The 25183-nt window shown below is 44.7% G+C and carries 19 protein-coding genes and 3 pseudogenes; 12 read left to right on the top strand and 10 right to left on the bottom strand.

Annotated features, from left to right (window positions below):
* The first annotated feature begins 420 nt into the window (after positions 1-420).
* From cdaA to glmS, 5 genes are all read left to right on the top strand, one after another.
* Positions 421-1260, top strand: a complete 840-nt coding sequence (cdaA, locus tag BMW94_RS18955) for a diadenylate cyclase CdaA (protein ID WP_091000522.1) — start codon at positions 421-423, stop codon at positions 1258-1260.
* On the top strand, positions 1253-2734 hold the full coding sequence (locus BMW94_RS18950) for a CdaR family protein (protein ID WP_175480762.1): 1482 nt from the start codon (positions 1253-1255) through the stop codon (positions 2732-2734). Before cdaA ends, BMW94_RS18950 begins: the two co-directional genes overlap by 8 nt.
* 73 nt (positions 2735-2807) lie before the next feature.
* Complete coding sequence (gene glmM / locus BMW94_RS18945) at positions 2808-4148, top strand: phosphoglucosamine mutase (protein WP_064640679.1); 1341 nt, start codon at positions 2808-2810, stop codon at positions 4146-4148.
* A gap of 315 nt (positions 4149-4463) precedes the next feature.
* Entirely contained in the window at positions 4464-4646 is a 183-nt protein-coding gene (locus BMW94_RS18940; RefSeq protein WP_063567047.1) for a hypothetical protein, read from the top strand.
* Positions 4647-4890: 244 nt separating this feature from the next.
* Positions 4891-6723: a glutamine--fructose-6-phosphate transaminase (isomerizing) gene (gene glmS / locus BMW94_RS18935; RefSeq protein WP_091000520.1), complete on the top strand. Its 1833-nt coding sequence runs from the start codon at positions 4891-4893 to the stop codon at positions 6721-6723.
* Between the two features lie 148 nt (positions 6724-6871).
* On the opposite strand, the pseudogene BMW94_RS31345 reads toward glmS, so the two are convergent.
* Positions 6872-7018 (bottom strand): annotated as a pseudogene (locus BMW94_RS31345) (IS3 family transposase); the annotation flags it as partial.
* A gap of 2061 nt (positions 7019-9079) precedes the next feature.
* Between BMW94_RS31345 and BMW94_RS31340 the strand changes: the two are divergent.
* The 4 genes and pseudogenes from BMW94_RS31340 to BMW94_RS30230 all read left to right on the top strand — a co-directional run.
* A complete protein-coding gene (locus tag BMW94_RS31340) occupies positions 9080-9388 on the top strand; it encodes a group II intron maturase-specific domain-containing protein (protein WP_368086922.1) in 309 nt (102 codons plus the stop codon).
* Positions 9389-10835: 1447 nt separating this feature from the next.
* The gene (locus BMW94_RS18920; protein ID WP_091000518.1) at positions 10836-11267 is read left to right on the top strand and encodes a hypothetical protein; all 432 of its coding nucleotides are present in this window, start codon (positions 10836-10838) and stop codon (positions 11265-11267) included.
* Positions 11268-11697: 430 nt separating this feature from the next.
* Positions 11698-12702, top strand: a complete 1005-nt coding sequence (locus BMW94_RS18915) for a cysteine peptidase family C39 domain-containing protein (RefSeq protein ID WP_139209369.1) — start codon at positions 11698-11700, stop codon at positions 12700-12702.
* 221 nt (positions 12703-12923) lie between these two features.
* Positions 12924-13129 (top strand): annotated as a pseudogene (locus tag BMW94_RS30230) (IS200/IS605 family transposase); the annotation flags it as partial.
* Between the two features lie 145 nt (positions 13130-13274).
* Here BMW94_RS30230 and BMW94_RS18910 read toward each other — a convergent pair.
* Positions 13275-14393 (bottom strand): annotated as a pseudogene (locus tag BMW94_RS18910) (IS3 family transposase).
* Positions 14394-14754: 361 nt separating this feature from the next.
* On the bottom strand, positions 14755-15405 hold the full coding sequence (locus tag BMW94_RS18905) for a nitroreductase family protein (protein ID WP_091000516.1): 651 nt from the start codon (positions 15403-15405) through the stop codon (positions 14755-14757).
* 129 nt (positions 15406-15534) lie between these two features.
* On the opposite strand from BMW94_RS18905, the gene BMW94_RS18900 reads away from it, so the two are divergent.
* Positions 15535-15900 (top strand): MerR family transcriptional regulator, encoded by a 366-nt coding sequence (locus BMW94_RS18900; RefSeq protein WP_175480760.1) that lies wholly within the window; start codon positions 15535-15537, stop codon positions 15898-15900.
* A gap of 43 nt (positions 15901-15943) precedes the next feature.
* Here the strand turns inward: BMW94_RS18900 and BMW94_RS18895 are convergent, their stop codons facing one another.
* Positions 15944-16618, bottom strand: a complete 675-nt coding sequence (locus BMW94_RS18895) for a VOC family protein (protein WP_091000514.1) — start codon at positions 16616-16618, stop codon at positions 15944-15946.
* Positions 16619-16640: 22 nt separating this feature from the next.
* Positions 16641-17522 (bottom strand): LysR family transcriptional regulator, encoded by an 882-nt coding sequence (locus tag BMW94_RS18890; RefSeq protein ID WP_090954850.1) that lies wholly within the window; start codon positions 17520-17522, stop codon positions 16641-16643.
* A gap of 161 nt (positions 17523-17683) precedes the next feature.
* On the opposite strand from BMW94_RS18890, the gene BMW94_RS18885 reads away from it, so the two are divergent.
* Positions 17684-18877, top strand: a complete 1194-nt coding sequence (locus BMW94_RS18885; protein ID WP_091000513.1) for an MFS transporter — start codon at positions 17684-17686, stop codon at positions 18875-18877.
* Between the two features lie 105 nt (positions 18878-18982).
* Here BMW94_RS18885 and BMW94_RS18880 read toward each other — a convergent pair whose 3' ends face one another.
* Positions 18983-19987 (bottom strand): helix-turn-helix transcriptional regulator, encoded by a 1005-nt coding sequence (locus BMW94_RS18880; protein WP_091000512.1) that lies wholly within the window; start codon positions 19985-19987, stop codon positions 18983-18985.
* Between the two features lie 88 nt (positions 19988-20075).
* On the opposite strand from BMW94_RS18880, the gene BMW94_RS18875 reads away from it, so the two are divergent.
* Complete coding sequence (locus tag BMW94_RS18875) at positions 20076-20519, top strand: VOC family protein (RefSeq protein ID WP_091000511.1); 444 nt, start codon at positions 20076-20078, stop codon at positions 20517-20519.
* Positions 20520-20608: 89 nt separating this feature from the next.
* On the opposite strand, the gene BMW94_RS18870 is transcribed toward BMW94_RS18875, so the two are convergent.
* The 4 genes from BMW94_RS18870 to BMW94_RS18855 all read right to left on the bottom strand — a co-directional run bounded on the left by BMW94_RS18870 (position 20609) and on the right by BMW94_RS18855 (position 25021).
* On the bottom strand, positions 20609-21388 hold the full coding sequence (locus BMW94_RS18870; RefSeq protein ID WP_091000510.1) for a PHP domain-containing protein: 780 nt from the start codon (positions 21386-21388) through the stop codon (positions 20609-20611).
* Positions 21389-21452: 64 nt separating this feature from the next.
* Positions 21453-22280, bottom strand: coding sequence for an energy-coupling factor transporter transmembrane component T family protein (locus tag BMW94_RS18865; protein ID WP_091000509.1), 828 nt, complete (start codon positions 22278-22280; stop codon positions 21453-21455).
* On the bottom strand, positions 22255-24141 hold the full coding sequence (locus BMW94_RS18860; RefSeq protein WP_254790290.1) for an ABC transporter ATP-binding protein: 1887 nt from the start codon (positions 24139-24141) through the stop codon (positions 22255-22257). Before BMW94_RS18860 ends, BMW94_RS18865 begins: the two co-directional genes overlap by 26 nt.
* Positions 24134-25021: a DUF8171 family membrane protein gene (locus BMW94_RS18855; protein ID WP_091000508.1), complete on the bottom strand. Its 888-nt coding sequence runs from the start codon at positions 25019-25021 to the stop codon at positions 24134-24136. Before BMW94_RS18855 ends, BMW94_RS18860 begins: the two co-directional genes overlap by 8 nt.
* Positions 25022-25183 lie beyond the last annotated feature (162 nt).

Raw genomic sequence — 25183 nt, 5'->3', positions numbered from 1 at the left:
GGTAAATTCTTCAATGGTATATACCAAGCAGGGTACCTCCAGATTGCTGGGGTACTCTTTTTTTATCTGATGACTTTGTAATTTATGGGATTTGTGTTGTTTCTGCGCAGTTTGTGACTCCCGTAACTTGCAACCTGAACGTTAACGTTATAACCTAGATACTAAAGAGAACATACTACTACATATAGATAAGCTTTTTGCATAAATCTAAAGAGCGTCTTTCCATCAGCAAAATATAGATCGAAATGATTCTATTCGTCTATACGTTGGTTGGATCAGAGTGCTCTTTCCTGGCCAACTTTTGTTTCTGAGGGCGAGCCTGAATGGATGATGCAAATGCGAGAAAAGGATTAATTAAATCCGAATGGGTTAATATGAGAGCAGGGTTTACTCATCAATGGGGATAGCGGGGGCTGGCTTATGAACTATTTTGCTGACTTAACGTGGAAAGAGTCCATTAAGGACGTTATCGATATATTGATCGTTACCTATATTATGTACAAATTGATTTTGCTTGTGCGGGGTACCCGTGCGGTTCAGCTGCTCAAAGGTATTTTGTTCCTTGTAGTGATCTGGGCATTAAGTACGTGGCTAAATCTCTATACGCTCAAATGGCTGATGAACCAGATGTTTACGTTTGGTGTCGTTGCGGTCTTTATTATCTTCCAACCGGAACTGCGCCGTGGTCTGGAGCAATTGGGTCGAGGCAAGCTGTTTGGACGCTCGGCAGCAGCAAGTGATGAAGAATTAACGGTGTTAATTGGTGAGATTATCAAGTCCGTAAATTATTTGTCACGACGTAAAATTGGTGCACTGGTTGTATTCGAACGGGAAACGGGTCTGAACGATTACACAGAGTCTGGGATCCAGATGCAATCTCTGGTCAGCTCAGAGCTGATGATTAACATTTTTATTCCGAACACACCTCTCCATGATGGAGCCGTCATTATACAGGGCAAACAGATTTCGGCGGCAGCCTGTTATTTGCCTTTATCCGAGAATCCGTTTATTAGCAAAGAGCTAGGAACACGTCACCGTGCAGCAATCGGAATTACCGAGGTTGCGGATGCGATCTGTTTGGTTGTTTCGGAGGAGACAGGACAAGTGTCGCTTGCGATGAATGGACAGGTTGTTCGTGATATTAAGGAAGAATCGCTGATTGCCAAACTATACGAAGAACTACGTCCAACCTCCAATCTGACTAAAAAGAATGGTTGGACTACCCTCTGGAAACGGAAGGGGGGACGTAAAAATGGATAAATGGTTCAATAACAACAATTTTGCCAAGATTCTCGCTTTAGCGGTGAGTTTGTTGCTCTGGTTCATGATACATCTGGATGAAGTACCAACTACGCCAACGATCTCGACCGGGACAACGAATAAGGTTGTGGAGCGCACTGTGCCTGTTCAGCCCTATGGTCTCGACAGTAACTCCTACGTACTTACTTCATTAAGTACGGATGAGGTCCGGCTGGAGATTAAAGGGCAGCGTTCAATGTTAACTTCGATTTTTACGAATGATGATTATAAAGTGCTAGTGGATCTTAGTCAGGTGAAGGATGGGTCCAATACACTGCCATTGGTGCCTGATCTGCCTTCCGGGGTTGAGGTAGTCAGCATGGAGCCTTCCATGGTTACGGTCAACGTGGAAAAATTGGGCACCAAATCCTTCGATGTGAATATTGTACCCGAAGGAGAACCATCCGCCGGATACAACGCTGGAACGCCCGTTGTTGAGCCTTCAGGTCCAGTTAAGGTAACTCTGCCGGAAGGGCAGCTAGACGCCGTAGCGAAGGTTCAGGGCAGTGTGAGCGTGAAGGATGCCAAGGATGACGTGACGCAGAAAAAAGTGAAGCTTCAGGCATACGATGCCGAAGGCAAGGTTATTGAAAATGCGATTGTTACACCAGAAACCGTTGAAGTCCGTATTCCGGTCAGTCAGCCCTATACAACTGTGCCCTTAAGAATCAAATATTCGGGACAGCTGCCGGAGGGAATGGTGCTCTCCACAGTTGAGCCAAGCGTGAAAGAAGTCTCGGTTTACGGAACAGAGGATGCGCTTGCGGGTATACAGTCCTACGACCAAGTAACCCTTGATCTTACTCAGTTCGATGAGGCAGGGACGTCGACAGTTAACCTGGACTTGACGCCGCCGCCCGGTTTTGAGAAAATCGAGCCTAGTTCGATTCAGCTTAAGGTGACGGTATCGCCTTATGATGAGCTTCAGGAGACGACCAAAGTCTTTCCGAACGTACCCATTACGCTTACTGGCGCGGGAAACGGGCTGGAAGGGACACTGGTTACTCCCAAAAGTGGCGGCTTGAATATTACGCTTAGAGGTTCTTCAACGATGCTTGAAGGTCTAAGTAGCGATGATATCAAGTTGACTGCGGATCTTGCTGGACTTGCGGTAGGTACGCATGAAATAAAGCTTGAGGCTGACTTACCTCGTTTTGCCAAACTGGATGAGTCATCAGATGATCTGAGCGCTACCGTCAAAATTAGTGAAAAGGCTGATGATACGACGGTTGCTCCCGGCGAGGATCCGAAGGATCAAGGGACGGTGGGGCCTGAGCCTTCACCAGCCGAAGTTGAGAATGGGGATACCGAAACTGCTCCTGGAGAAGAAGAAACAGAATCGAATACGGACAATCAGGAGCAGAGCCAGCAGGGGAATACCAGTCGAGGTAACTCCAATAACAGTGGTAGCAGTAATAGTGGCTCCAATCCGTAAAAGAACATGTTCAGATCCGAATTTTAAAATAACGTTTATGCTCTTATATGATGCGAATAGAAGGAGTTAGATCATGGGGAAATATTTTGGTACAGACGGCGTAAGAGGTGTTGCCAATAAAGAGTTAACGGCGGAGCTGGCTTACAGCATCGGACGTTGTGGTGGTTATGTGCTTGCAGGTGGTGTGGAAAGACCAAAAGTGGTTATCGGTATGGATACCCGAATCTCGGGGCTTATGCTGGAATCCGCACTGGTTGCAGGTTTGCTGTCCATTGGCGCTGATGTAATTCGTCTGGGCGTTGTATCCACTCCTGGAGTGGCGTATATTGCTCGTCTGCTGAAAGCCGATGCAGGGGTAATGATCTCGGCTTCCCACAATCCGGTTGAGGATAACGGAATCAAATTTTTTGGGGGAGATGGCTTCAAACTGTCGGATGAGACGGAGAACCGGATCGAAGAATTGATGGATGCAGAAACGGATCAATTGCCGCGCCCTGTGGGTGGTGGTTTGGGAACCGTAATAGTGGATGAAGAATCCCGTTATCGCTATTTGGACTACCTGAAAACAACGGTAAATGAATCGTTTTCAGGACTCAAAATTGTTCTGGACTGTGCTAATGGAGCAGCTTATGAGCTGGCACCCAAATTATTCAGAGAACTTGGTGCAGAAGTCATTGCCATTGGTGCTGAGCCTAACGGCCTGAATATCAATGAGCAATGCGGATCAACTCACCCGGAGCATTTGAAACAAGAGGTGCTGAAACATAATGCGGATCTGGGCCTTGCTTTTGACGGGGATGCGGATCGACTGATTGCTATTGATGAGACAGGCGCTGAGGTTGATGGTGACTTCATTCTGTGCATCTGTGGTGATGCGATGAATCGTGCAGGCAAGCTGAAAGACAGTACCGTGGTATCTACCGTAATGAGTAACATCGGATTCTACAAAGCAACGGAGAAACTGGCACTGAAAACAGCAAAGACTGCCGTGGGTGACCGTTATGTGATGGAAGAAATGCGCCGTGGGGGTTATAACCTGGGTGGAGAGCAGTCCGGTCATGTTATTTTCCTGGATTACAATACAACAGGCGACGGCATGCTGACAGCGATTCAGCTCGTGGACACGATGAAAGCTTCCGGTAAAAAACTGAGTGAACTTAAGGCGCTGATGACCCAGTATCCACAAGTATTGGTGAACGTTCGCGTTGAAGATAAGAGCAAATACGAGGGCAATTCGGCGATTGAGCAAGCTATTGCTACAGTCGAGCAGCATCTGGGTGATAATGGACGTGTACTCGTTCGTGCGTCCGGGACTGAATCCTTGATCCGCGTTATGGCGGAAGGACCAGATAAGGATGAACTTGAACAATTCGTATCTCAAATTGCAGATGTTGTGCAAAAAGAACTGGTATAGGACCTGATCTATAGGCCTTCCAAACACGGTTGTATCAAGGGAATCACTGTCTCATAAGGTTTAATCTAACAGGGTTTATGCCATACAAACCCATATTCCTACGTCCCGGCCTAGTGAGACCATGGGTCTGTTTAACCGGTCGGGATTGTGGGTAAATATGCCGAAATTGTCACAGGTACTTTGCTCCATTGCAAAATGAACCTGACGTGCATATAATGAGTGGAGTCGTCATTCAGACACAGAAAGTGAGGATCGTAAGGTACTAGTTACACAAGCGCCAGAGCTTGAAGTTGCGCGGGAAGGATTTTGATCGGTATGAATCTTGAAATAATGAAGATGCTACTGAGCAAGATCGACGGCAATCAAGCTGACGAGGTGGAGGTGTTCGGATTGTTCGGCGGGGACCTCCCGGTGATGCACCAGAGCCGTGAACCGGATTGCGGAAAATGGATGGGTGACTGTCCACACAACGCGCCGGTAGGTGCAAGATTCAACTAAAATTCAAATGAATGTGCGCGAAGAGCGTGAACAGTGCGCGGACGGGAAAATGATGTACATTCATGATTGCATCTAATAACAGCTTATGACTGCGGAGCGGCAAGAGGCTGCTCTGATCATTGATAATTGAATAATTGAAAGTTCTCATGATACGTTAGGCAATCATTTTCATTTTTTCGATATGCCGTGCCAGCCTGTTTCTCTTCGTGACACAGTATTCATATACAATCGGAGGAAATAAACTATGTGCGGTATTGTTGGATATATTGGTAATAAGAACACTCAATCGGTATTGGTCGAAGGATTGAAGAAACTCGAGTATCGTGGTTATGATTCTGCAGGTATCGCGGTATTCACACCAGAAGGTCTGCAAATCACAAAAGCTCTTGGTCGTCTTGCGAATCTTGAAGCTAAGCTGGATGGTGCACCACTGGTAGGTAATGCCGGAATCGGACACACACGTTGGGCAACTCATGGTAAACCATCGGATGAGAACTCTCATCCACACACGGATGGAAGCCAGAAGTTCTCTGTTGTGCATAACGGTATTATTGAGAACTACCTGGATCTGAAGGACGAATTGATGGCTCAAGGTCACACGTTCACTTCCGAGACAGATACTGAGGTTATTTCTCACCTGATTGCGCGTGAATACAATGGTGATATCGTTAAAACAGTGCAAAAAGTGATCACGTTGTTGCGTGGCGCATTCGCACTGGGTGTATTGACAGAGCATGAGCCTGAGAAACTCGTAGCTGTGCGTCAAGCAAGCCCATTGATTATTGGTATTGGTGAAGGCGAGAACTTCATTGGTTCCGACATCCCGGCAATTCTGGAACATACACGTAACGTGTACATTCTGAATGATGGTGAAATGGCTGTATTGACACATGATGCTGTCGAATTGATGACGATTGAAGGTAACTTTATTTCTCGGGAAATGATTCGTGTCGATTGGGATGCTGTAACTGCAGAAAAAGGCGGATTCGAGCACTTCATGCTGAAAGAAATTCATGAGCAACCAAAAGCATATCGTGATACAATGCTGGGTCGCATCGATAATGAAAGCAAAAAGGTTCAACTTCCTGAGTTGAAAATGACTGAAGAACAAATCAAAAATATCCGTAACGTTCAAATCATTGCATGTGGTACAGCGTACCATGCAGGTCTGGTTGGACGTACTGTAATCGAGCAACTGGTACGTATTCCGGTAGAAACAGATGTTGCTTCCGAATACCGCTATCGTTCCCCGATCGTAAGCAAAGATACACTTGTGATTGTGGTGAGCCAATCCGGTGAAACGGCTGATACACTTGCTGCACTGCGCGAAGCACAGTCAAATGGTGCACATGTACTCGCCATCACTAACGTTGTAGGTAGCTCCATTGCACGTGATGCGGACGATGTGATTGCAACACTGGCAGGACCGGAAATTGCTGTAGCTTCCACTAAAGCGTACACTTCGCAATTGATCGCGTTCAACCTGCTGGGTCTGTACCTTGCACAAGTTCGTGGCACACAAACAACAGAAGAGATTGCTCACACGCTCGCAGCAATGCAAGCATTGCCTGAACAAGTGGAATCCATGCTGGAGCAAGCGGAGGCCATTAAAGGATATGCGGAGCAAATTTCCAAACATGAACATCTCTTCTTCATCGGCCGCGGTCTGGATTATGCAGTAGCACAAGAAGGATCGTTGAAACTGAAAGAGATCTCTTATATTCACTCCGAAGCGTATGCTGCGGGTGAGTTGAAACATGGTACGCTCGCATTGATCGAGGACGGTATCCCTGTCATTGCTCTGGCAACGCAGGAGAACGTTCTAGAGAAAACCGTGAGCAACATCAAAGAAGTGAAAGCACGTGGCGCAGACGTACTGGCAATTACGTACGAAGAGCACGTAGCACCATTGCTGAAATCCGTAGACCAAGCGTTTGCGATTCCTAAGACGTTGCCACTGCTTAGCCCGGCTCTGTCCGTTGTAGCATTGCAATTGCTTGCATACTACGCTTCCCTGGCACTGGGACACGATGTGGATAAACCACGTAACCTGGCGAAAAGCGTTACGGTAGAGTAAGACTTTAAACTAAATTATTACTTGTTTATAGAGTTTAAAAAAGTGTGAAACCAGTAAAGAATGTCCGGAACCAATGTTAAAAATGTGGAACTACACAAACTGTTGTTTGATTCCATTGAGAACTGGTTAATCAATGGAATCAATAATGTCAAAATAAAATAACGGAGGCTGTCCCATAAGCGAACTGCACCCCGTCAAGTAGACAGTACAAAAAATAAAAATGGTAAGCGGCCTTGGTCCTGAATTCATTGGGACTGAGGCCGTTTAGTTTTGCGTGTAACCGTTCGTAATTGTAAAAGTATAGTAATCATCAATGTCTTTTTGGAGCTTTTCAAAAGTTCGGTAGGTATGCAAGTAGTACTTATCACATTTAAGCGTTCCCCAAAAAGATTTCATGGGTCCCTTATCAATGCAACGGCACACTCGGAACATACTTTGTTTGAGTTTTTCTTCGTGTAACATCGCATTGAAACGTAAAAAAAAGTATACTGGAAACCACGGTCGCTATGAAGCAAGGGGCGCTTTCTGGGGCGGTCTTCAATGCCAACTCCAGCGTTTTAAAGACCAGCGAATTATTATTAGAATGCCTAAAACGTAAGCAATAATAGACTTGTCGTGCAGATTCTTAATTGCGCTTAAATAGGCCTTCTTTCCGTTGCCGTACTTGAATTCCGTTGCACCGGTTACCCATTTTTTGGTTGGGAATTTCCGCCTCAAATTTACGATTCAGTACGTTCTCTGCAACCTGCTGAGGTTGTAGAGCCTACGTACTTCTTCCTCTTTCTTCGGGTGACAGACTGGATGCCCTGGAGCTTCAACAGACGATATACTCGCTTCGTGTTAATAACGCTGACCATTTGCCTGCGTGGATTTTATTATTTCACCTGTCTACTATATGGGGGAGCATATCATTTTGAGACAGCCCCATCTATTTTTTTATAAAGGAGCTCATTAGCAAATATCCTACGCATCCAACTCATTTATGCTCTTTACATAGTTTGCTTTAGAGAGAGCATGCTTCAACTTTTAGCTCTTGTCCAACCAGTAGGATACTGCCGTTCTCGCGGCGTATATGCCATGGTCAACGGAACTGCCTGCGGAAATTCGCATCCTGTAAACAATTTTTATTACATATCGTACCAGCTCCCGTCTAACTCTACCAGATGGGGGTTATTTGACGCTTAGTGTGTTCTGAAGAAATGCAGTAATGAAAGGAATGAAGCTGGACAAAAGTAAAGAACTGCTGAAGCGTCGTTAAGATGAAGTTTAATCGAAACCAGAGATTTTAAGCGATCACTGGAATAAGGTCTAACGTAAATCTGATCACTCGCTAGATGGTCATCGGCGTAGAGGTTACAGGAGCATGACACAGGCTCTCGGAAGTAACGGGAGAAGTCTGAGTTCTAATGGAAATCGGAAATTTCGAGTGCTAAAACGTCTAGGGGGAAGTAGAGATGTAGGACTCAGATGCGGAAGAACTCGTAGTAGTAATGAAACGGCTGTAATCGCGGTGGAGCGAACTAATGGCTTCAGTTATCCTCCATTCTTTTGTTGATAAACCAGAAAATTGATTATTATATTAAAGAAGGAAAATAGCACGATGTTTTGAAGTGTCAAGTTTGGGAAGCGTAAAAACGCGTCAAAGCGAATCGATGTGCTCCCGAATTATACAGCATTCGAGAAGAATCTGAAAAAGAACCTCTATAAAATATGGAACAGGCTGTCATCGGGCAGTTACATGCCAACGGCAAGGGAGTCGAGATTCTAAAGACAGAAGGAAAAAAGTGACTCTTAGGTTTACCGACCATAACGGACAGAATCGCACAGATGGTGGTACGAATGAATTTCGAACCATTTGTAGAGCTCTCTTCTGCAAAGGTTCTCTATGGATATCGGCCCAATCGAGCGGCTTCCGATGCGATAGGTATAACGCGGCAGCAATGCTAGAAAATGCCGTGGCTGATTGAGTATGACATTAAAGGTTTATTTGATCACATCGGTCACGAACTGATCATGAAGGCGGTTCGCCAGCATACGGAAAATAAATGGGTGATTCTATATATTGAACGTTTTCTTCTGTGCCGAACGTGATTCCGGATGGGAGCGTGTGGGAGAGAACCTCCCACAAGGTGGAGTTATCAGTCCCGTATTGTCGAATCTCTATATGCACCACACTTTTGATAATTCGATGTAACGAAGATATGCAAGAATCCCATGGCTCGGTATGCGGATGATGGGATCATTCACTACTGGAAGAAAGCTGACGCCGAGCGTCTTCTGCTCGATTCGCAAGAGCGGATGAAGGCATGCAAATTGGAAATACATCCGGTTAAAACGAAGAACGTGTATTGCAAAAGTGATAAACACCAAGGAAAGCACGAGCATCAAGAGTTCATATTCCTTTGGTTATACGTTTTGCAGACGATACATTCGCAACAAGCAAGGAAAGTTTTTCAATTGCTTCTCACCAGCAGTCAGCAAGAGTGCTGGACAAGGATTGCGATATCGGATAAAAGAGATCCGTACCCGCTATAAAATAGTCTCCATAACGGAGTTAGCAAAATTAATGAATCCTGTCATACGAGGTTGGTTCAATTACTTCTCGAAGTTTATCGTTGGTTCGGCCAAAAGAATCTTGACTTACGTAAATTTCACGATTGCTTGATGGACCAATTCCAGGTATAAGTCGATGAAGGGAAGCACGCTAAAGACGATAAGATTTCTAAAGCGTATTGCCAAGTGCAATCCTGATCTCTTTTACCATTGGTAAATAGGGCATTGCCGCTATCGGATAACAAGAGCCGAATGCAGTGAGACCTTTACGAGAGGTTCTGTGAGAGACTGGGGGTGAGATTCCCCAGGTCTACTCGACCCTATTCAGTTGAAATGGTTTTTTATAGATGTTGTAATAATGATGTAAATGTTGTAATTGTGTGGGTTGATTGTTAGATAGTTGTATTTAATAATATGTTAATGAGGAGCTTTTTAAAAATTTTCTTAGGAATATTGTATTAATTAGATTAAAGGAATAAAATAATGAAATAATAGTTTTTTGTGACAGGAGGCGGAGCTAAAATTCGAAAGCCGAATTATTCGATTCTGTATGAAAAAACCTCGGATTTTTTTTAAAAAGAGTGTAAGCGCTCTATCTATTAAATCTTTTTTTATAATAGAAGCGCTTTCCGCAATACGGGACAAGGTAATTATCGAGTTACAGAAAATAATTACCTTATTCTTAATCACGGTCAAGAGTATTCCATAATGATTGACTCTGACACTACTGTCGAATTTTTTTATATATTTTTTCCATAAATGGGCGAAAGAAGTTTATACTACCCTATTGTCGGCTGAAAAAGTGCTATTGGAGGCAGGATATGCTGGAGATTGGATAGTGTTTGTGTTGAGTTCTTTGAAAAAAACTCTCCTATTGACCAAATAGTAACTCCGATTTTGGATAGTGTTCATCTAAGCACGATAACGAATAAGGCGGATTCATTATGGTTAGATAGTAAATTATATTTGCTGCTACAAAACATGATTACGCTGCATAATCTTGAAATGGTGAAAATCAATGCTCTGTAGAATGTCCGATTATCGATTAGAAAGGAAATATACAAAAGGGTTTCAATCGGACAAGATTACATAAATGCTTTTCTATAATCAAAATCGTAGGCTCTAAGAGATTACGAGATCGGCCATCGCCCGGATCTACCGACACAAGAATACGCATATATCCGGATCCTAATGAACCTACGTGATAAGATGTCGGCAAATTTAACACTAACTAAAGGGTTGTATCGTCAATTTGTTTGATCGCTTCTTCCCGGAGTATACAAGTGTCTTCAAGGTAAGGCTTCACGCATGACACTTAAGGAGTTTCAGCTGCCCGCCGAGATTGTGGCTAAGGGCTCTAGGACGTCCTGGAGCCCTTCAAGACAGAAGTAAAACGGTGGTGTCAGCGGCGAGCAGAGATGCTCGTCGCCACCGCTGTTGCCTTGATCGGTCTTACGGAGGGTGTAGCGGCAGCTCGAGTGAGCTATCAGCCTTGTTGCAGCAATACGACCTGTTTAGTGAGCAACTCGAAGCAATAATGGTTAAGGTATTTGGAATCCTTGAGTGCATTCCCGGAACTGCACAGATATTGTCGGTGCCAGGCGTCGGAGGCAGGGTTTCTGGCTGAAGTTGGGGATATTCATAACTATGACCTCAAACAGCAGATCATCTGGTTGGCCGGTCTCAACTTGAAGGTGAACAGTCTGGTAAGCGCAAGGGTAAGACGGGAAAAAGCAGAGCGGGTGCTCGCGTCTTCGAGCCCTGCTGTTTCGAGTCGTATGCCGATGGTAGCTAAGAACCCTGAGTCCAAGGCGTTGGAACACTACTTTACGACGAGAAGCCAGAACCTGTTAAAGAAGAAGCATGCAATCATCGCGTTATGTGGAAAGCTGATCCGAATTCTCTTTACGTTAGGAACCAAGCAGAAAGAATATGATGCAAATGATGTAATGGGGCCGGTTCGTCAGGCTCAGATACAGTTGGCAGCTTAATTAAAGCAAGTCCTGTAAATCTGGTAAAAACTCGATCATCAGCTAAGACATCGGAAGCCTGGAGAAGCCGAAGGACGACATTCCATAAGGACAACGTCCCCGTAAAGGAGCAAGAATCGGCATCCAACCATTGAGAGGTAGAACGATGGAATGTGAGGGTACAGACCCAGCGTGACATAGGAGGGTAAACCCAAAGGGTGAATTTGGATATCCAAATGTGCGATCATACTGAATTATCCACATTTTTGGAATCTGGTCTCCTAAGCTCTGTTCCCGCCTACGCTATGACTTCAGTCAGTTGCACAGGCTACATTCACCGCAAGTACCTCTCAACCTGTCAAAGCTGAAAGAATGAGTTTACGCGAGAAAACAGGAGAAAACATTACTTTATAGTGGGAGGCTGTTCATTATTAATATGAAGATATTGCCTATGTACGAACCCCAATTAAGTACATATAACGTTTATGCGGCGTTGTTCTCCATTATTGCAAAGAATGACGATTATCTTCCATGGCTTTATAGTAACTTTATTTCAATTGGAATTAATACTTGCGATGATACTATATATTTCACGGATCATTTTTCCTTTTTTGAATATGGAAGAGGATATACCTCGTGCCCATGGCTGGAAGTTGAAAAACCCGCGCATAAACTAATCTATTCTTTCTATAAATCAAATATTAAAGATGCTTTGTTAAGTTATTTAAATCAGGATAAATACGTATGGCTCTACTTGGATCAATATTACATTCCTCAAAGTGAAAATCACTTGAAGAAGCACAGGGATCATTCTGTTCTAGTGTATGGTTACGACGATGAACAGAAATTATTTCACTTAGCTGACAATTTAGATGGCGGCAAGTTTGCTAAAGTTACGATTACGTACGAACAACTCGTCAATGCATGGGAGAACGATATATGTGAGCATTTTCGTAGATTTTTTATCGTATTAAACAGAAAGGATGCCAGTTATGATTTTGACATTTGTAAAGTAAAGAAGCAAATCGAAAACTATTTGTCTTCTAGATGTATCGACGAAGGGTTTTTCTGGAATCAAATAGCCGTGGATGGACCACATGCTTATGTTCAGCATAAGGATTATTGGATCTTTGGGCAAGATGTGTACAGGTATGTTCAGCAACAAATTAACAAAATAAAAACAAGCAAAATAGATACTGATTTAGATATACGGGTTTTTCATCTCTTATGGGAACATAAAATATGTATGTTAGAAAGAATGAAGTTCATAGTGAATAATGAAGATCTATGCAACGAATATGAAGTTGTTTCACATGTATCATTAGTGATTCGAAATTTAGTTATAAAGTATAACATTTCCAAAAACAATCGATTGTTAGATGATATTAATAACAAACTAGAAGAGGTTGTGCAATTAGAAAAGAACGTATTAGTAAAATTAATTGCTATTCTTTAAATCGACAGACCTTGTTGTAGTTGGGGAACCGACGATACATTGACTCGCCAAAATGAGCGAAAATCTTATTCTTCGCCTTCGTAGCGGTTTCATTAATCAAATCAAGGAATTGTTGCTGGGGTGACAGTCCAATCGATCATACTGTCTTCATTGCAAAGCAAATTGAATAATGCTGTCTGTGCTTCCAAGCAAGCAGATTTTATCGCGTGAATACAGTATTGTATGCCAATCTAAAGTATTGATATGGAAATCAAAGTTCGGTATGAAGGATTTACGTGGATACGGTCGTAAGGAACAAGAAAGTGAACAAGAATATATCCGAAATCAGATACAGGAAGATATCGTCGCAGAACAAATAACAATGGCGGAGTACATTGGTTCATTTACAGGAGAAGAAACAAAGGATCAGCGAAAGAAGAAGAAATAGGGAACCTTTAAGGGGGAGCTGAAAAAGTAGTGCGGTTCGCGAACCCTTCCATGCCCTTTTAGGGCTGGTTAGTAACAAAGGCTTTCAGCCGCAGAGCAAACCACCCGTTATGAAGTGTTCCCATAAAGTTAGGTCCGTTATATCATTAGGCAACTTGTTGGGCATGAATCCGGTAGCGTACGGGACTCATGCCCTTTAGTTTTGCCTTAATGCGTTTGTTGTTGTAATAATCGATGTATTTTGAAAGCTCTTGTTTAAAATGTGAGAGACTTTCAAATTCCTTTAAATATAGAAATTCGGATTTCATGATGCCAAATAAGTTCTCAATGACGGCGTTATCGTAAAAGTTACCTTTACGGGACATACTTTGCGTGATACCGCGTTCTTCAAGGGCATGACGATGCGGTTTCAACCTTGATCCGAATGAATAAGGAGCTTATCCTCATCTGTTAATCGGTGAAATGCTTGATTTAACATCGTGTAAACAAGTGAGTAGACTGGTCTTGAACCAATCGTATATGTAATGATTTCTCCATTATATAGATCGATTACGGGGGATAAATACAATTTTTCTCCGAACAATTTAAACTCTGTAATATCCGTAACCCACTTCTCGTTTGGCCTTTCAGCATGAAAGTTGCGTTCTAATAGATTTGGTGCGATCTTACCAATCGTCCCTTTATACGAACGGTATTTCTTCATACGTGCCAAAAACTTCAATCCCAATAACTTCATCAAACGGTGTACCTTTTTAAGATTCACACGGTGTCCACGATTGATTAACTCATCACGAATACGTCGATAACCATAGCGTCTCTCTTGCTCATCATAAATTGTTTGGATCATGTCTTTTAACTCCGAATCCTTGTCTAGCGCACCCAACGCTTTTACCACGTAATAATAAGTGCTACGCGGGATATCTGCTAGCCTCAGAAGTGCTTTCACCGAAAATTCGTTCCTTGGTTCATAGACTACTTGAGCTTTTTCTTTGGTTGCAGGGCGTCTATTAAATATAGCAGCCGTTTCTCTAACAGACGTCCCAAATTTCGTTATTATAATGAAGTACGTCTAGTTTAGTCTGTGCAGGATATGATGTCTAGCCCTTTTTAAAAGCTTTTTCACCATGATACTCATATTGTCTAATTCAGTTTAAAAAGACAGAATGGTGAAGCCCAATGGATTTTGCGATGTTTTTCAAGCTCTCTGATCCCTTTTCATAACGTATAACGGCTTGGATTTTTTCATTTGTACTGAATTTGGTCATCAAAAACTGCACCTCCAATTGGTAGTTGTATCTAACAATTGGAGGTGCAGTTCATTATTCGGGTAGTATTGATTATGAACCTTTCCATTATGAATCTAACGTTAAAGTTCCTGTGTCGAAATCAGGAGAGGGAACATTTGTGAACCCCTTTGACCGAAGCCAAGTCCATAGGGTAAGCACTCTGGTTATAAGGACCGCACAGAGATTTTATCTATTTTTTGAATGAAAGTAATGACTCTCTACACGATTAATTTCTAACTGGTAATGCCCACGAGCAAAAGGATAATTTGAAATGAGTTTAAAAATGATGCTCATAAATAGAGTTCTCCATTGGCATGTTCGGATTGGAATTTATTGTTGGTTACGCCCAAGTCGTAATCGTTTCAACCGGGAGACGATAGGAAGGATAGCCATCTTTGGCTGCTTTACCTATGGAGATCAACATCACGGGCTGGAAACGCTCTTTATCCAAGCCGAAGGCTTCAGCGATCTGGCCTTTGTCATAACCGGCCATAGGGTTGGTATCATAGCCATGAGCACGGGCAACGAGCATGAGTTGCATGGATATGAGGCCTGAGTCAAGGAGATTAATATCATGTAGTTCGGATGCGCTTATGTTCGCATAATAAGGTTGTACCTGTTGCATCTGCATATCCATAATGTCTTGGGGCATGTATCCAAGTTCCACTGATTTGCTGAAAATCTCTTCCATGTATTCAACGTTATTAGCATCGTAAAACACGGCAATGACAGCTGAGGATGTTAGTGCCTGCGTCTGGTTAAAAGAGGCCAGTGGTGCAAGCTTCTCTTTGCCTTCAGCACTGTCGATGACAAGAAAGCGCCATGGCTGCATGTTAATCGCCGAAGGGGCACGTGAAGCTTTCGCCAGTATTTCGGTCATCTCCTGGCGGCTGATTTTGACTTCAGGGTCGTAGACTTTAACGGAATGGCGCTCCAAGACGATACTATCAAAATCATTTGTTTTGTTGAATTGGCCGGTAATTGTATTCATATGGATATCGCTCCTCATATCTAATATTGGTGAGAGTGGGTTATGGGGTTACCTCAATTCGTCTCACTATGAGGATTGTAAACTATGAAGTATACTTTATAGCAAGAAAAAGAAACGAGGGCGATCCATATGAAAATCAGTGAAGTAGCCAAGAGTGTAAACCTTCCGATATCCACTATTCGTTATTATGAGAAGATAGGTATTATCACGGATGAACATATGCTGAGAGATCAAAATAACTATCGGATATATGCTCAGAGCATTATTCAGCATCTGGATGTAGTTAAACAATGTGTAGCTGTTGGTTTTACGATCCATGAGATCCAATCTATGATCTCTAAACAGGGATTTTCAAGTAATGAACAAGCGAGCATTATCCAAGCGAAAATAACAGAAATTGAAGAGGCACAGAAAAAATTAGAGAATTCCAAACAAAATCTGTACGATATTCTTAAGGCGGATATCACTTGTGAGGAGGGTTTTGGTAAGTATTGAGTCGGACGTCCCTCTTGAGCTTTTCATTTAGTATACTCTCATATCAAATCGAAACCATGGAATACAGACCATCCTGTATACGTAGACTACCGGGTTGCCCCGTTGCAACCTTCACCTCAGTGGCAAAAACGCCGGGCATACGTCCGTCTGGGAACCAGGGCATCTCTTTATCGATTACAATAAACATGCCTTCTGCGTCACCGATGGGGGCAAATTGCTTTCCGTCTCCGGCAAAGGGTTCAAGCTGATACTGTCCATTCATTTTGCTTATGGTATCGGGTACATCATCGACAGGCATGCCGATCTCACTAATGCATAGCAGCTGGCTGGAATCAAAGTCATCTTGGACTGCATTATCCAACGAATGGTGAGCGATGAACTCCATCAAATTACCACTCGGGTCATAGAAATAGAAAGCTGTTGCGTCCCAGTAGGGGAAATAGAACTCATCTTTATCGTCCTTGGAAAGCAAAGGAATGTTTCGATCTTGAACCCACTTCTTGGCTTGAGTGAGTTGGTTTGTCGGAATCGTAAACGCCACATGATAGAAGGGCTTTTCCTGACCAGAAGCTTGCTGAAATGAAAGGATCGAATTTCCTGTGCGAAACGATATGGACGATGTACTCTCCTCCAGCAGCTCCAACTCCAATAACGTATCGTAAAACGGCTTCATGGCCTCCATTTGATCTGTGAACAAGTTAACCTCTTTTATTTGCATTCAAGTCACTCTCCTTCTGAACTTATCCTTGATTAAAATAATCAATGGTTTTCTCAATAAATGCTTTGGCAGATTGGGTCAGGTAACGGTCGGACCGATGAATGATCTCAAAGTGACGGTAAGGGGCATCGTCCGTGATTCGGATGATGCGTAGTGTCGGTTCATTCATTGCCTTGATCAGTGGATAGGGCAGTATCGTACCGCCAACGTTAGCTTTGACCAGACTAATAATGGAGGTTGCCGAACTTGTCTCCATAATTGTATTCAAGGTGAAACCATATTTCCGGCAATAGCCATCAACCAGTTCTCTGCCTGTGAATCCTTCTGGGAACATTACGGTCTGAATATCGCGCAGTTCTTTAATTCCAATCTCATTTCGTTCAGCCCAAGCGTGGTTTTCCGAAACGACGAGTACGTATTCTTCACTGCACAAAGGAATGCGGACAAGACGGTCATCAGAAATCGAAGTAAGCTCGATGCCGATGTCTACTTCGTTATCCAGCACTTGATTCAATACATAAATCGAAGAAACAACCTTTAATTTCACCTTGGGAAAATGGGCATGAAAATTAACGAGCAATGGAGTAAGACGGTAGTCCAAATCGGAGGGTAGGACACCAATCACCAGCTTGCCTCGCTGATCATTGCGGAATTCAGCTAATGCATCTTGGGTATTCTGTAAATGGCGAACCATTTGTACACAATGCTCAAGGAATAGCGTGCCCGCCTGGGTCATCACAATCTTTTTGCCTACCCGGTCGAACAAGGGAACACCCAACTCATCCTCCAGCGCTCGAATCTGCTGGCTCAAGGTAGGTTGAGAAATGCCAATTTTATCTGCTGCACGTGTGAAATGGAGTTCCTCACAAACGACGATAAAGTTCTCCATTTGACGAATTTCCATATGCTTTCCCTCTAATCATTGGTTTTTATAATCATTTTAATAGAAACTATTGTATTGTTCAATCATTATAATACATCTATACTAGTCTTGCACCACAAAAAGATCTACAGCCTGGATCATTAGTGAATGCAACTAAATAACAATACATGAGGTGATCCATAGTGAAACTGTTTTATACCGTCCTGGCGCTTATTCTGGCTTCATTGAATTTGCGACCACCCATTACATCCATTTCGCCACTAATGAGTACCATACAAAGTGATCTGGGTATTAGCGGAATTACCGCAAGTCTGTTAACTACGCTTCCCGTATTATGTATGGGTATATTCGCTCCATTTTCCGTAAAGCTGAGCAGGAGGTGGGGGAATGAAGGCGCGATCGTTTTGGCTTTAACCCTCATTGGAATAGGTACGGCATTGCGGTTGTTCGTGGGTGCAACACCTCTGATGATGTTTACTTCATTTCTATCTGGTGTAGGGATAGCATTGGCCGGTCCGCTGTTGTCCAGCTTTATCAAGCAGTACTTCCCTACGCGAGTTGCTGCGATGGTGGGGGTCTACTCTACAGCAATGGTCGTGGGGGCCAGCATTAGTGTTGGATTATCGGTTCCCCTTCAAAATCTCCTGGGGGGTTCGTGGAAGGGATCGTTAGCGATATGGGCATTGCTCGCGGTCATTGCTTTGCCGATCTGGATGAAATTAGCCTTGTCAGCACAAAAGGATCGACAATCCGGGCAGGTTTCGGCTGTGAATGTTGAAGCTCTTCCAGTGAAAAATAGTCGAGCATGGGTGCTGACGTTGTTCTTCGGACTGATGGCAGCGATCTTCTATTCATTGACTGCATGGCTTGCGCCTGCGATCCAGAGCCAAGGATATACAAAAGAGACTGCCGGAAGCATCCAAACGTTATTTACGTTAATTTCGTTGCCGTCGACGTTATTCATTCCAATGCTCGTTCATCGTTACCAAAGACGTGTATTCTGGCTTGTTGGATGTGCGTTAATGGAGTTGGTCGGAGTTTTAATGCTGAACCTGTCCGTCAGTCCTTGGCTGGCCGCGATCCCACTCGGCATTGGTGCCGGGGGACTGTTTCCAATCGCTTTGATGCTGCCCATTGATGAGACGAATAATGCTCAGGAAGCCAGCGCCTGGTCAGCCATGACTCAATCGGGCGGTTACATTCTGGGCGCCCTCGGTCCACTGGCGATCGGCTGGCTCCACGATACCACGGGCAGTTTTGTCCAAGCGTTCTATGGTCTGGCTATAATCATCGTGCTGCAAATCATAGTTCAGTTGGCGATAGGCAATAAAAAAAGCTCTCCAGCGGTTCATGATAAATCAGAGTCCAGAGTTTGACGAAAAAAGATGGATATCGATGTATGATGAGGTCTCTGGAGGTATCATCTTCATGCTGGTTCCTGTTGCAGGCACACATTGCAATTGGTTAGTTGGTGGCGATAGTTAAACATGGTCGAGTAAATCCAGATAGTGTTGTCTTAAGGATTCCTTTAAGGTTTCAGGCTCCATGATCTTGATGGACTTGCCAAAGCTTGCGAGATAACGAATGATGAACTCAAGCTCATGGGCTTCATACGACCCGACTAAATAGGCGTATCCAGTTTGTCCAGTATCAGTTCCAGATTCGTTCATAAGCTGTATGGATGGAAACTGTTCTTGCTGGAACAGCTCAACGCCGGCTTCATTGATCAGACATTTGAATGGGATAGCGTTCTCTGATGGTTTCCATAACGAGTGGGCATCCTGTAGATTGAGTTCATTAATATGTGGTATAGGTTCGATATCTGTCACCTCGCATGAGGTGATTCGGTCACATCGGAACACACGGTACGCCTGTTTATCGAGATCATACGCCTGACAATACCAATAGCCTTTCATGGCATAGAGGGCGATGGGCTGAATGGTGCGTGTGCTGGGCTTAGTTTTACCGGGATTTGAGCTGGTATCTGGGTTACTACTACTGCTGCGAATATGTTGATACGTAATCTGTATCACTATATTCTGTACAGCGGCCATCAATAGAAACTCCAGATGCTCACTATCCCGGATTTGCTCGGTGTGTCGGAAAGAGACCCGATGCTGGATTTGTTCAATATCCTGTCTCTGGTTTTCGGATAGGGCACTTAGAAACTTCTCGTGAATGGAGCGAAAAGAGACCTGAAAGGGCAGGTTGGTAAAGCTGCGCAATGCCTGCATCGCAAAATAGAGAGCATGAAGTTCACTCGTATTAAACGAAATGGGTGGCAGCTGCATTTGTTGAAGCAAACGATATCCGCCATAACGTCCATACTCGGCATAAATGGGTGCACCGATTTCCTCCAAGGACGCGATGTCTCGTAATGTGGTTCTCTTGGATATCTGAAACTCCTGCATAAGATCTTGCAGGGTGAAGTGCTGTTTTTGATTAATAAAGCGCAGCATCTGGTTCATACGTTCTGATTTTTTCATAAATAAACCTCTCAATGGTGCCATAGATTGGCACCTTTTTTCGTTATAGTAAACAGTGTAATCCAATCAAACGAAGGAGGCAATACAGATGAATTTTGAAGTGATTCCTTTTCTGTCGATGAATGGAGACGCTGCGACAGCCATTGCTTTTTATGAGAAGTATCTGGGGGCTAACGTGTTATTCAAGAAAAATTACAAAGAGATGAAGGAAATGAATCCGGGGTTTGAGTATCCTGAAGGGCAGGATGAATATATAACACATTCGGTACTCCAGATCGGGGTAAATAAATTGATGATTGCTGAGGAAGAAATGGATACGGAGCGTCCTTGGCAGCTGGGAAACAGCACGTCATTATGCATTCAATCGAAAGATAAAAGTACGATGACGGAGCTGTATCATTCGCTGGTACAACATGATGAGGTTAAGGTGCTGGTGCCTTATGAGCAAAACGAATTTAGTCCGGGGTATGGAATCGTCCGTGATCCGTTCGGAATCGTGATTCAGTTATGTGTAACGGTGCATGATTTTTAAGTGAGTAAAAGTGAATCCCTAATGAGCCTGGAGGATGTAAATCCTTTGGGCTCATTAGGGATTCTTTAGAAGTTGTGGTTTTCTTCTCTCTAAACTTTCTGCAAAAGGGCGGCGTCCAGCTTGGCAAGACGTTTCATCAATTTCTTCAGCATAACGGAGGCTTTGACACGGAGAGGAAGATCGTTGGATATTTCGATGCTGTACGTACCAGCGAGAATCTGCTCTTTGAGCTCGGCAACCGATGCACATGGACGATCCAGCACATTGAATACACTGCCGTATTGCAGGCACTGGTGGGTATCGCTTCCGGCAGTGACGGGTTTACCGAGGGACTGGGCGAATGGTTCAACCTGGCCGCGGCACGTCTCGATGCCGTATTGGTACATATCCTTTGCGTTCAGATCAAAAGCGTCCAGACGTCCCAATAAATCACGGTCCAGCTGATACAGAGGGGTGGACTCGCGAAAAGGGTGTGCGCCAATTTTCAGTAAAGGCCAGGCTTCGGCCATATCCAGCAGATTGGCAAAAGGGATGAATGAACCTTTGGCTGTATATTGCTCCAGGCCGCTGCGGACGGCAAGGATATGTTCTTTTTGACCCACCAGCAAAATATGTCCTGTCTCCTGAATATCCACTTCCATCCCCGGAAAAATGCGCAGTCCATCTGCATCGTAGTACTCTCCGTTGTAAGGATAAAGACGATCCAACGTCTCATAGACCTCGTAGAAGTTGCGGGTGTTAAAATGTTCGGTAAGCGCGAGGGCTTCAAGCCCGCTGGCTTTGGCTTCCTTGACCATTTCGGTGAAGTAATCGACTGAGAAATCAGAGTTTTTGGATAATTTGCCGTGAGTATGAAGATCAATGCGCATAAAAGACACTCCTTTATTCCATGAATGATTAATGGTATGAATAGTTACATCATTTTATTTTGAATTACAGAATCTCGTAATGCCCGCCGAGCCAGAACAGCAGTGCAACATAGATTGCCGATCCGGCGAGAAATCCGAGGTCACGTGAAGTGATTTTCAGATGGGCCAGCTTCAGGCGTTTGGACTCAGGATGCTTCATGCCATACGAGAAACCGCGTGTCTCCAGGGCTTCCACCGTTGTGCGGGAGCGTTTGGCGGTAGCCAGCATGAGCGGGAAGAAGGACACAACGAACAGCTTCATATAGTAGACAATGAGCCGCCAGTAGAGCCATCCGTGCCGGGAGGGAACCTGCCCCCGCAGTCTGTAGGACAGCATGATGTTGCGGAATTCACCGAACAGCACCGGCAATATGCGATAAGCATATGAGAGGCTGAAGGAGAAGGCTGCAGGCATGCCGAGCGCAAGCAATCCATCGCCGATCCGTTCCGGGTCCATGCCCGAAAAGACGGTGATACTCGCCAGCGAGACGATCGACAGCTTCAAGGTGAGCAACAGCAGGGGGAATGCAGATTCCAGATTACCACCGAAGAACAGTGAGATGATAAACATCCACCCGACCTGGCCGATTAATCCTAAGCAGAGAATGATAATGATAAAAGGAGCGGCTCTGGACAATATGGTGGTAGTCACCATCAACAGAAACATGCCGAGCAGCACAGTCCCGTTATGAACAAACCAGGGAACGATGGCAAAAAAGAGATACCAGATCAGCATGGCACGGGGATCAATCCGCGACAGGCTGGCATGTCCGCTGCCATATACGGTATTCATCAGCTCAAGCTGAATGCGTTCAATGGATATTTTGTCAAACCAGTTGCGGACGAGCTGCATGATGCATATCCTCCTTGGTGATTGATTGATTCAACAGGCTATCAACAAAAGCCTCCGTTGTCGGTGAAAGTGTCGGCAGTCCCATCCGATGGGAGAGCTCCATGATCTGCGTAAGCGCAAGTCCGGAGCGGCGCAGAAGGGATTCATCCGCAAACACGTCGGCAGGTGTGCCGTCTGCTTCCACCTGACCATGGTGAAGCACGATAACCCGACTGGCCCACTGGGTAACCAGCTGCATGTCATGCGTGGCAATAACGGTTGTTCGCACATGCTGGTCCAGCTCATCCAGTACACCTATCAGTTCCTCGCGAGTGGCAAGGTCCAGATTGGCGGTGGGCTCATCCAGCAGCATAAGTGATGGCTTCATGGCTGCACCGATGGCAAGTGTGACACGTCGCTGTTGTCCACCACTGAGAAGCCGGGCATCCCGCTCTTGCAGCCGAGTAAGCCGGAAACGCTCCAGTACATGTGCAATTTGCTGGTCAGCATCCGGGATGCGACGGTTCTTCAGGAAATACGCAACTTCTTTGCGGACACTATCTTCGATAAACATTTCGGAAGAGTTCTGAAAAATATAGGCGACCTTCCCTGCCAGCTGCTCCAAAGAGGAACGGTGCGTAACTTCACCCAGAACACTGACGCTGCCTTCCTGAGGCAGGCTAATACCAGCCATCATCTTCAATAAAGAGGATTTGCCGGCACCATTGTTGCCAATCAAGGCAATCCGTTCTCCTTCATGGAGTGAAATATTAACACCACGAATGACTTCATGTTCTTTTTTGCCCAGTCCTCTGTAACGTAGCCGGGTTTGGTGAAACTGTACAATAGGCATCAACGGTTCAGCAGCCGACGCAGGCGTTGGGCGTTCTGTATTTGCAATTTGGCTAGAAACGTCGCGTGCCAAGGTCGAATAGGATGAAGGTTCATTTTTAAAAGACACGGATGGGATGGATGGGTAATGGTCTGCAAAATAAACGTTTGCTTCTTCCACAGTGATCGGGAAGCGTTGTCCTGAACCTGAGAGGTCCACATTTGTTTTTTCTCCCTGCGATATCTCCGCAGCCTGAATAGCTGCCCGTGTAACCTCAGGAGGTTGAATGCCCAGCCGTTCCAGATCGGTAATGCGATTCAAGCCTTCCTTAACAGGAAGGTTCCACAAGACACGCCCTTTGTCCATCAGTACCACATCTGCGCAAAAGTCAGCGATAAATTCAGTATGGTGTTCGATGACGATAATCGTCTTGCCATACTCAATATTCAATCTCGAAAGGCACTCATAGATGAGTCTTGCATGCTGCGGGTCAAGCTGTGAGACAGGTTCATCCACGATCAGGATATCGGGGTCGAGCGACAGAGCTCCGGCAAGAGCGAGCAGATGTTTCTGCCCACCACTCAATTCCCAGATGTATCGGTTATGAATGGTATCCAGACCACACATGGAAAGTGCGCGTTCTCCGAGCTCCCGATAGTTGGGCAGTCCGTAATTGAGTGGTGCAAAGCAAGCCTCGTCCAAGACGGTGGGACGCACGAGCTGGTTGTCGAAATCCTGATAGACGTAACCGATCTTTCTGGACAGATCTGCAACACTTTGGCCTTCGGCAGGCATGCCAAGTACACTGACTTCACCGGAGAAGTCTCCTGTGTAGAATTGAGGAATAAGGCCATTAAACAATTTGCACAGGGTGGATTTGCCACATCCGTTCCCCCCGATAATGGCTGTAAAACTGCCTCGTGGGAGTTCGAGCGAAGCTCCGTTCAGGACGGGCTCTTCCGAGCCAGGATACGTAAAGATGACATTTTGAATGGAAATGGCAGAATTCGATGCGGACACAGAAGCTGATGTGGACATTACATTATGCATAAGGGCGGTTCTCCGTACCGGGTACTGTTTTATTTTTGTTCCGTTTTGCGCGCATGATCAGTAATGTCACCACGGCAACCAGTGCAGCAGCTCCGATACTAATCCATATGGATGCCGAACCATATTGATCTGCATAGTCCGTCTCCCAAACAGCGAAGTTGATATCCATTTCGGACAGGGATTCCGCTCCAAAGGCAAGTGCAAGCAGCAGCACACCAATCAGTATCAGTTTCGGACGGAAGAAGCCGATTCCTTCATATTTCATGCCTGGATTACGAGGCTTGATGCCGAGCAGGGGTTCAATTTTGCCATAGAGCAGAGGTACGAGATACAGCGTAGGCAGCAGAGCGAACAGGATGCCTGAGAACAGTACGTCATTCAGAAAGCCAACCCCTTCAATCAGCACAACACTTTCCGCAAGTCCAGGGACGGCCTCCAGCTGCTCCACACCAATCCACACTTTACCGATATCCACCAGTGAACTAAGGAACTGATGAATGATGACTCCCGTCATGGCTGCGATTCCGACCTGTCTGCGATTGCGAGGATCACTCACCATACGTCCTGCGACGTACATGGCAAAGGAAAAGGTAATAAATTTCTCCAGCTCGCCCAGTCCGCCAAATTGCCCCAGCATCAGCTCACCGAAGATCACTTCGCCAAGAGCCGCACCAAGGGCAGCAATCATGGGGTGGAACAAAATGCAAAGTGTCAGCGGAATGAAGGCAAAGTACTCAACAGACAATTCAATCGGTCCAAGCTGGAGCTTGGGAATAAGCTCTGTGAACATGTTGGACAAGCCGTACAGTGACATGGATAGCACAAACACCATCATTTTCTGTGAAGACGTCAGCGTATAACGCTCAGTCATCTTCTTCATCGATACATACCTCCCTGAAAGTTGGTGATCATCATAGCCACAGTCTAGGGGCAGAGTATTAACGGGAAAGAAGACATTTGTAAATCAGATGTAATTTTTATTACACATTAAGTTTTTTATGAAAAAAATATTACATACATGGCCCATTTATTATTCTCTGAA

This window comes from Paenibacillus sp. OK003, from assembly GCF_900109515.1.
Taxonomy (GTDB): Bacteria; Bacillota; Bacilli; order Paenibacillales; family Paenibacillaceae; genus Paenibacillus; species Paenibacillus marchantiae.
The sequence above is the reverse complement of the archived record's forward strand: the minus strand, read 5'-3'. Positions and strand labels throughout refer to the sequence as shown.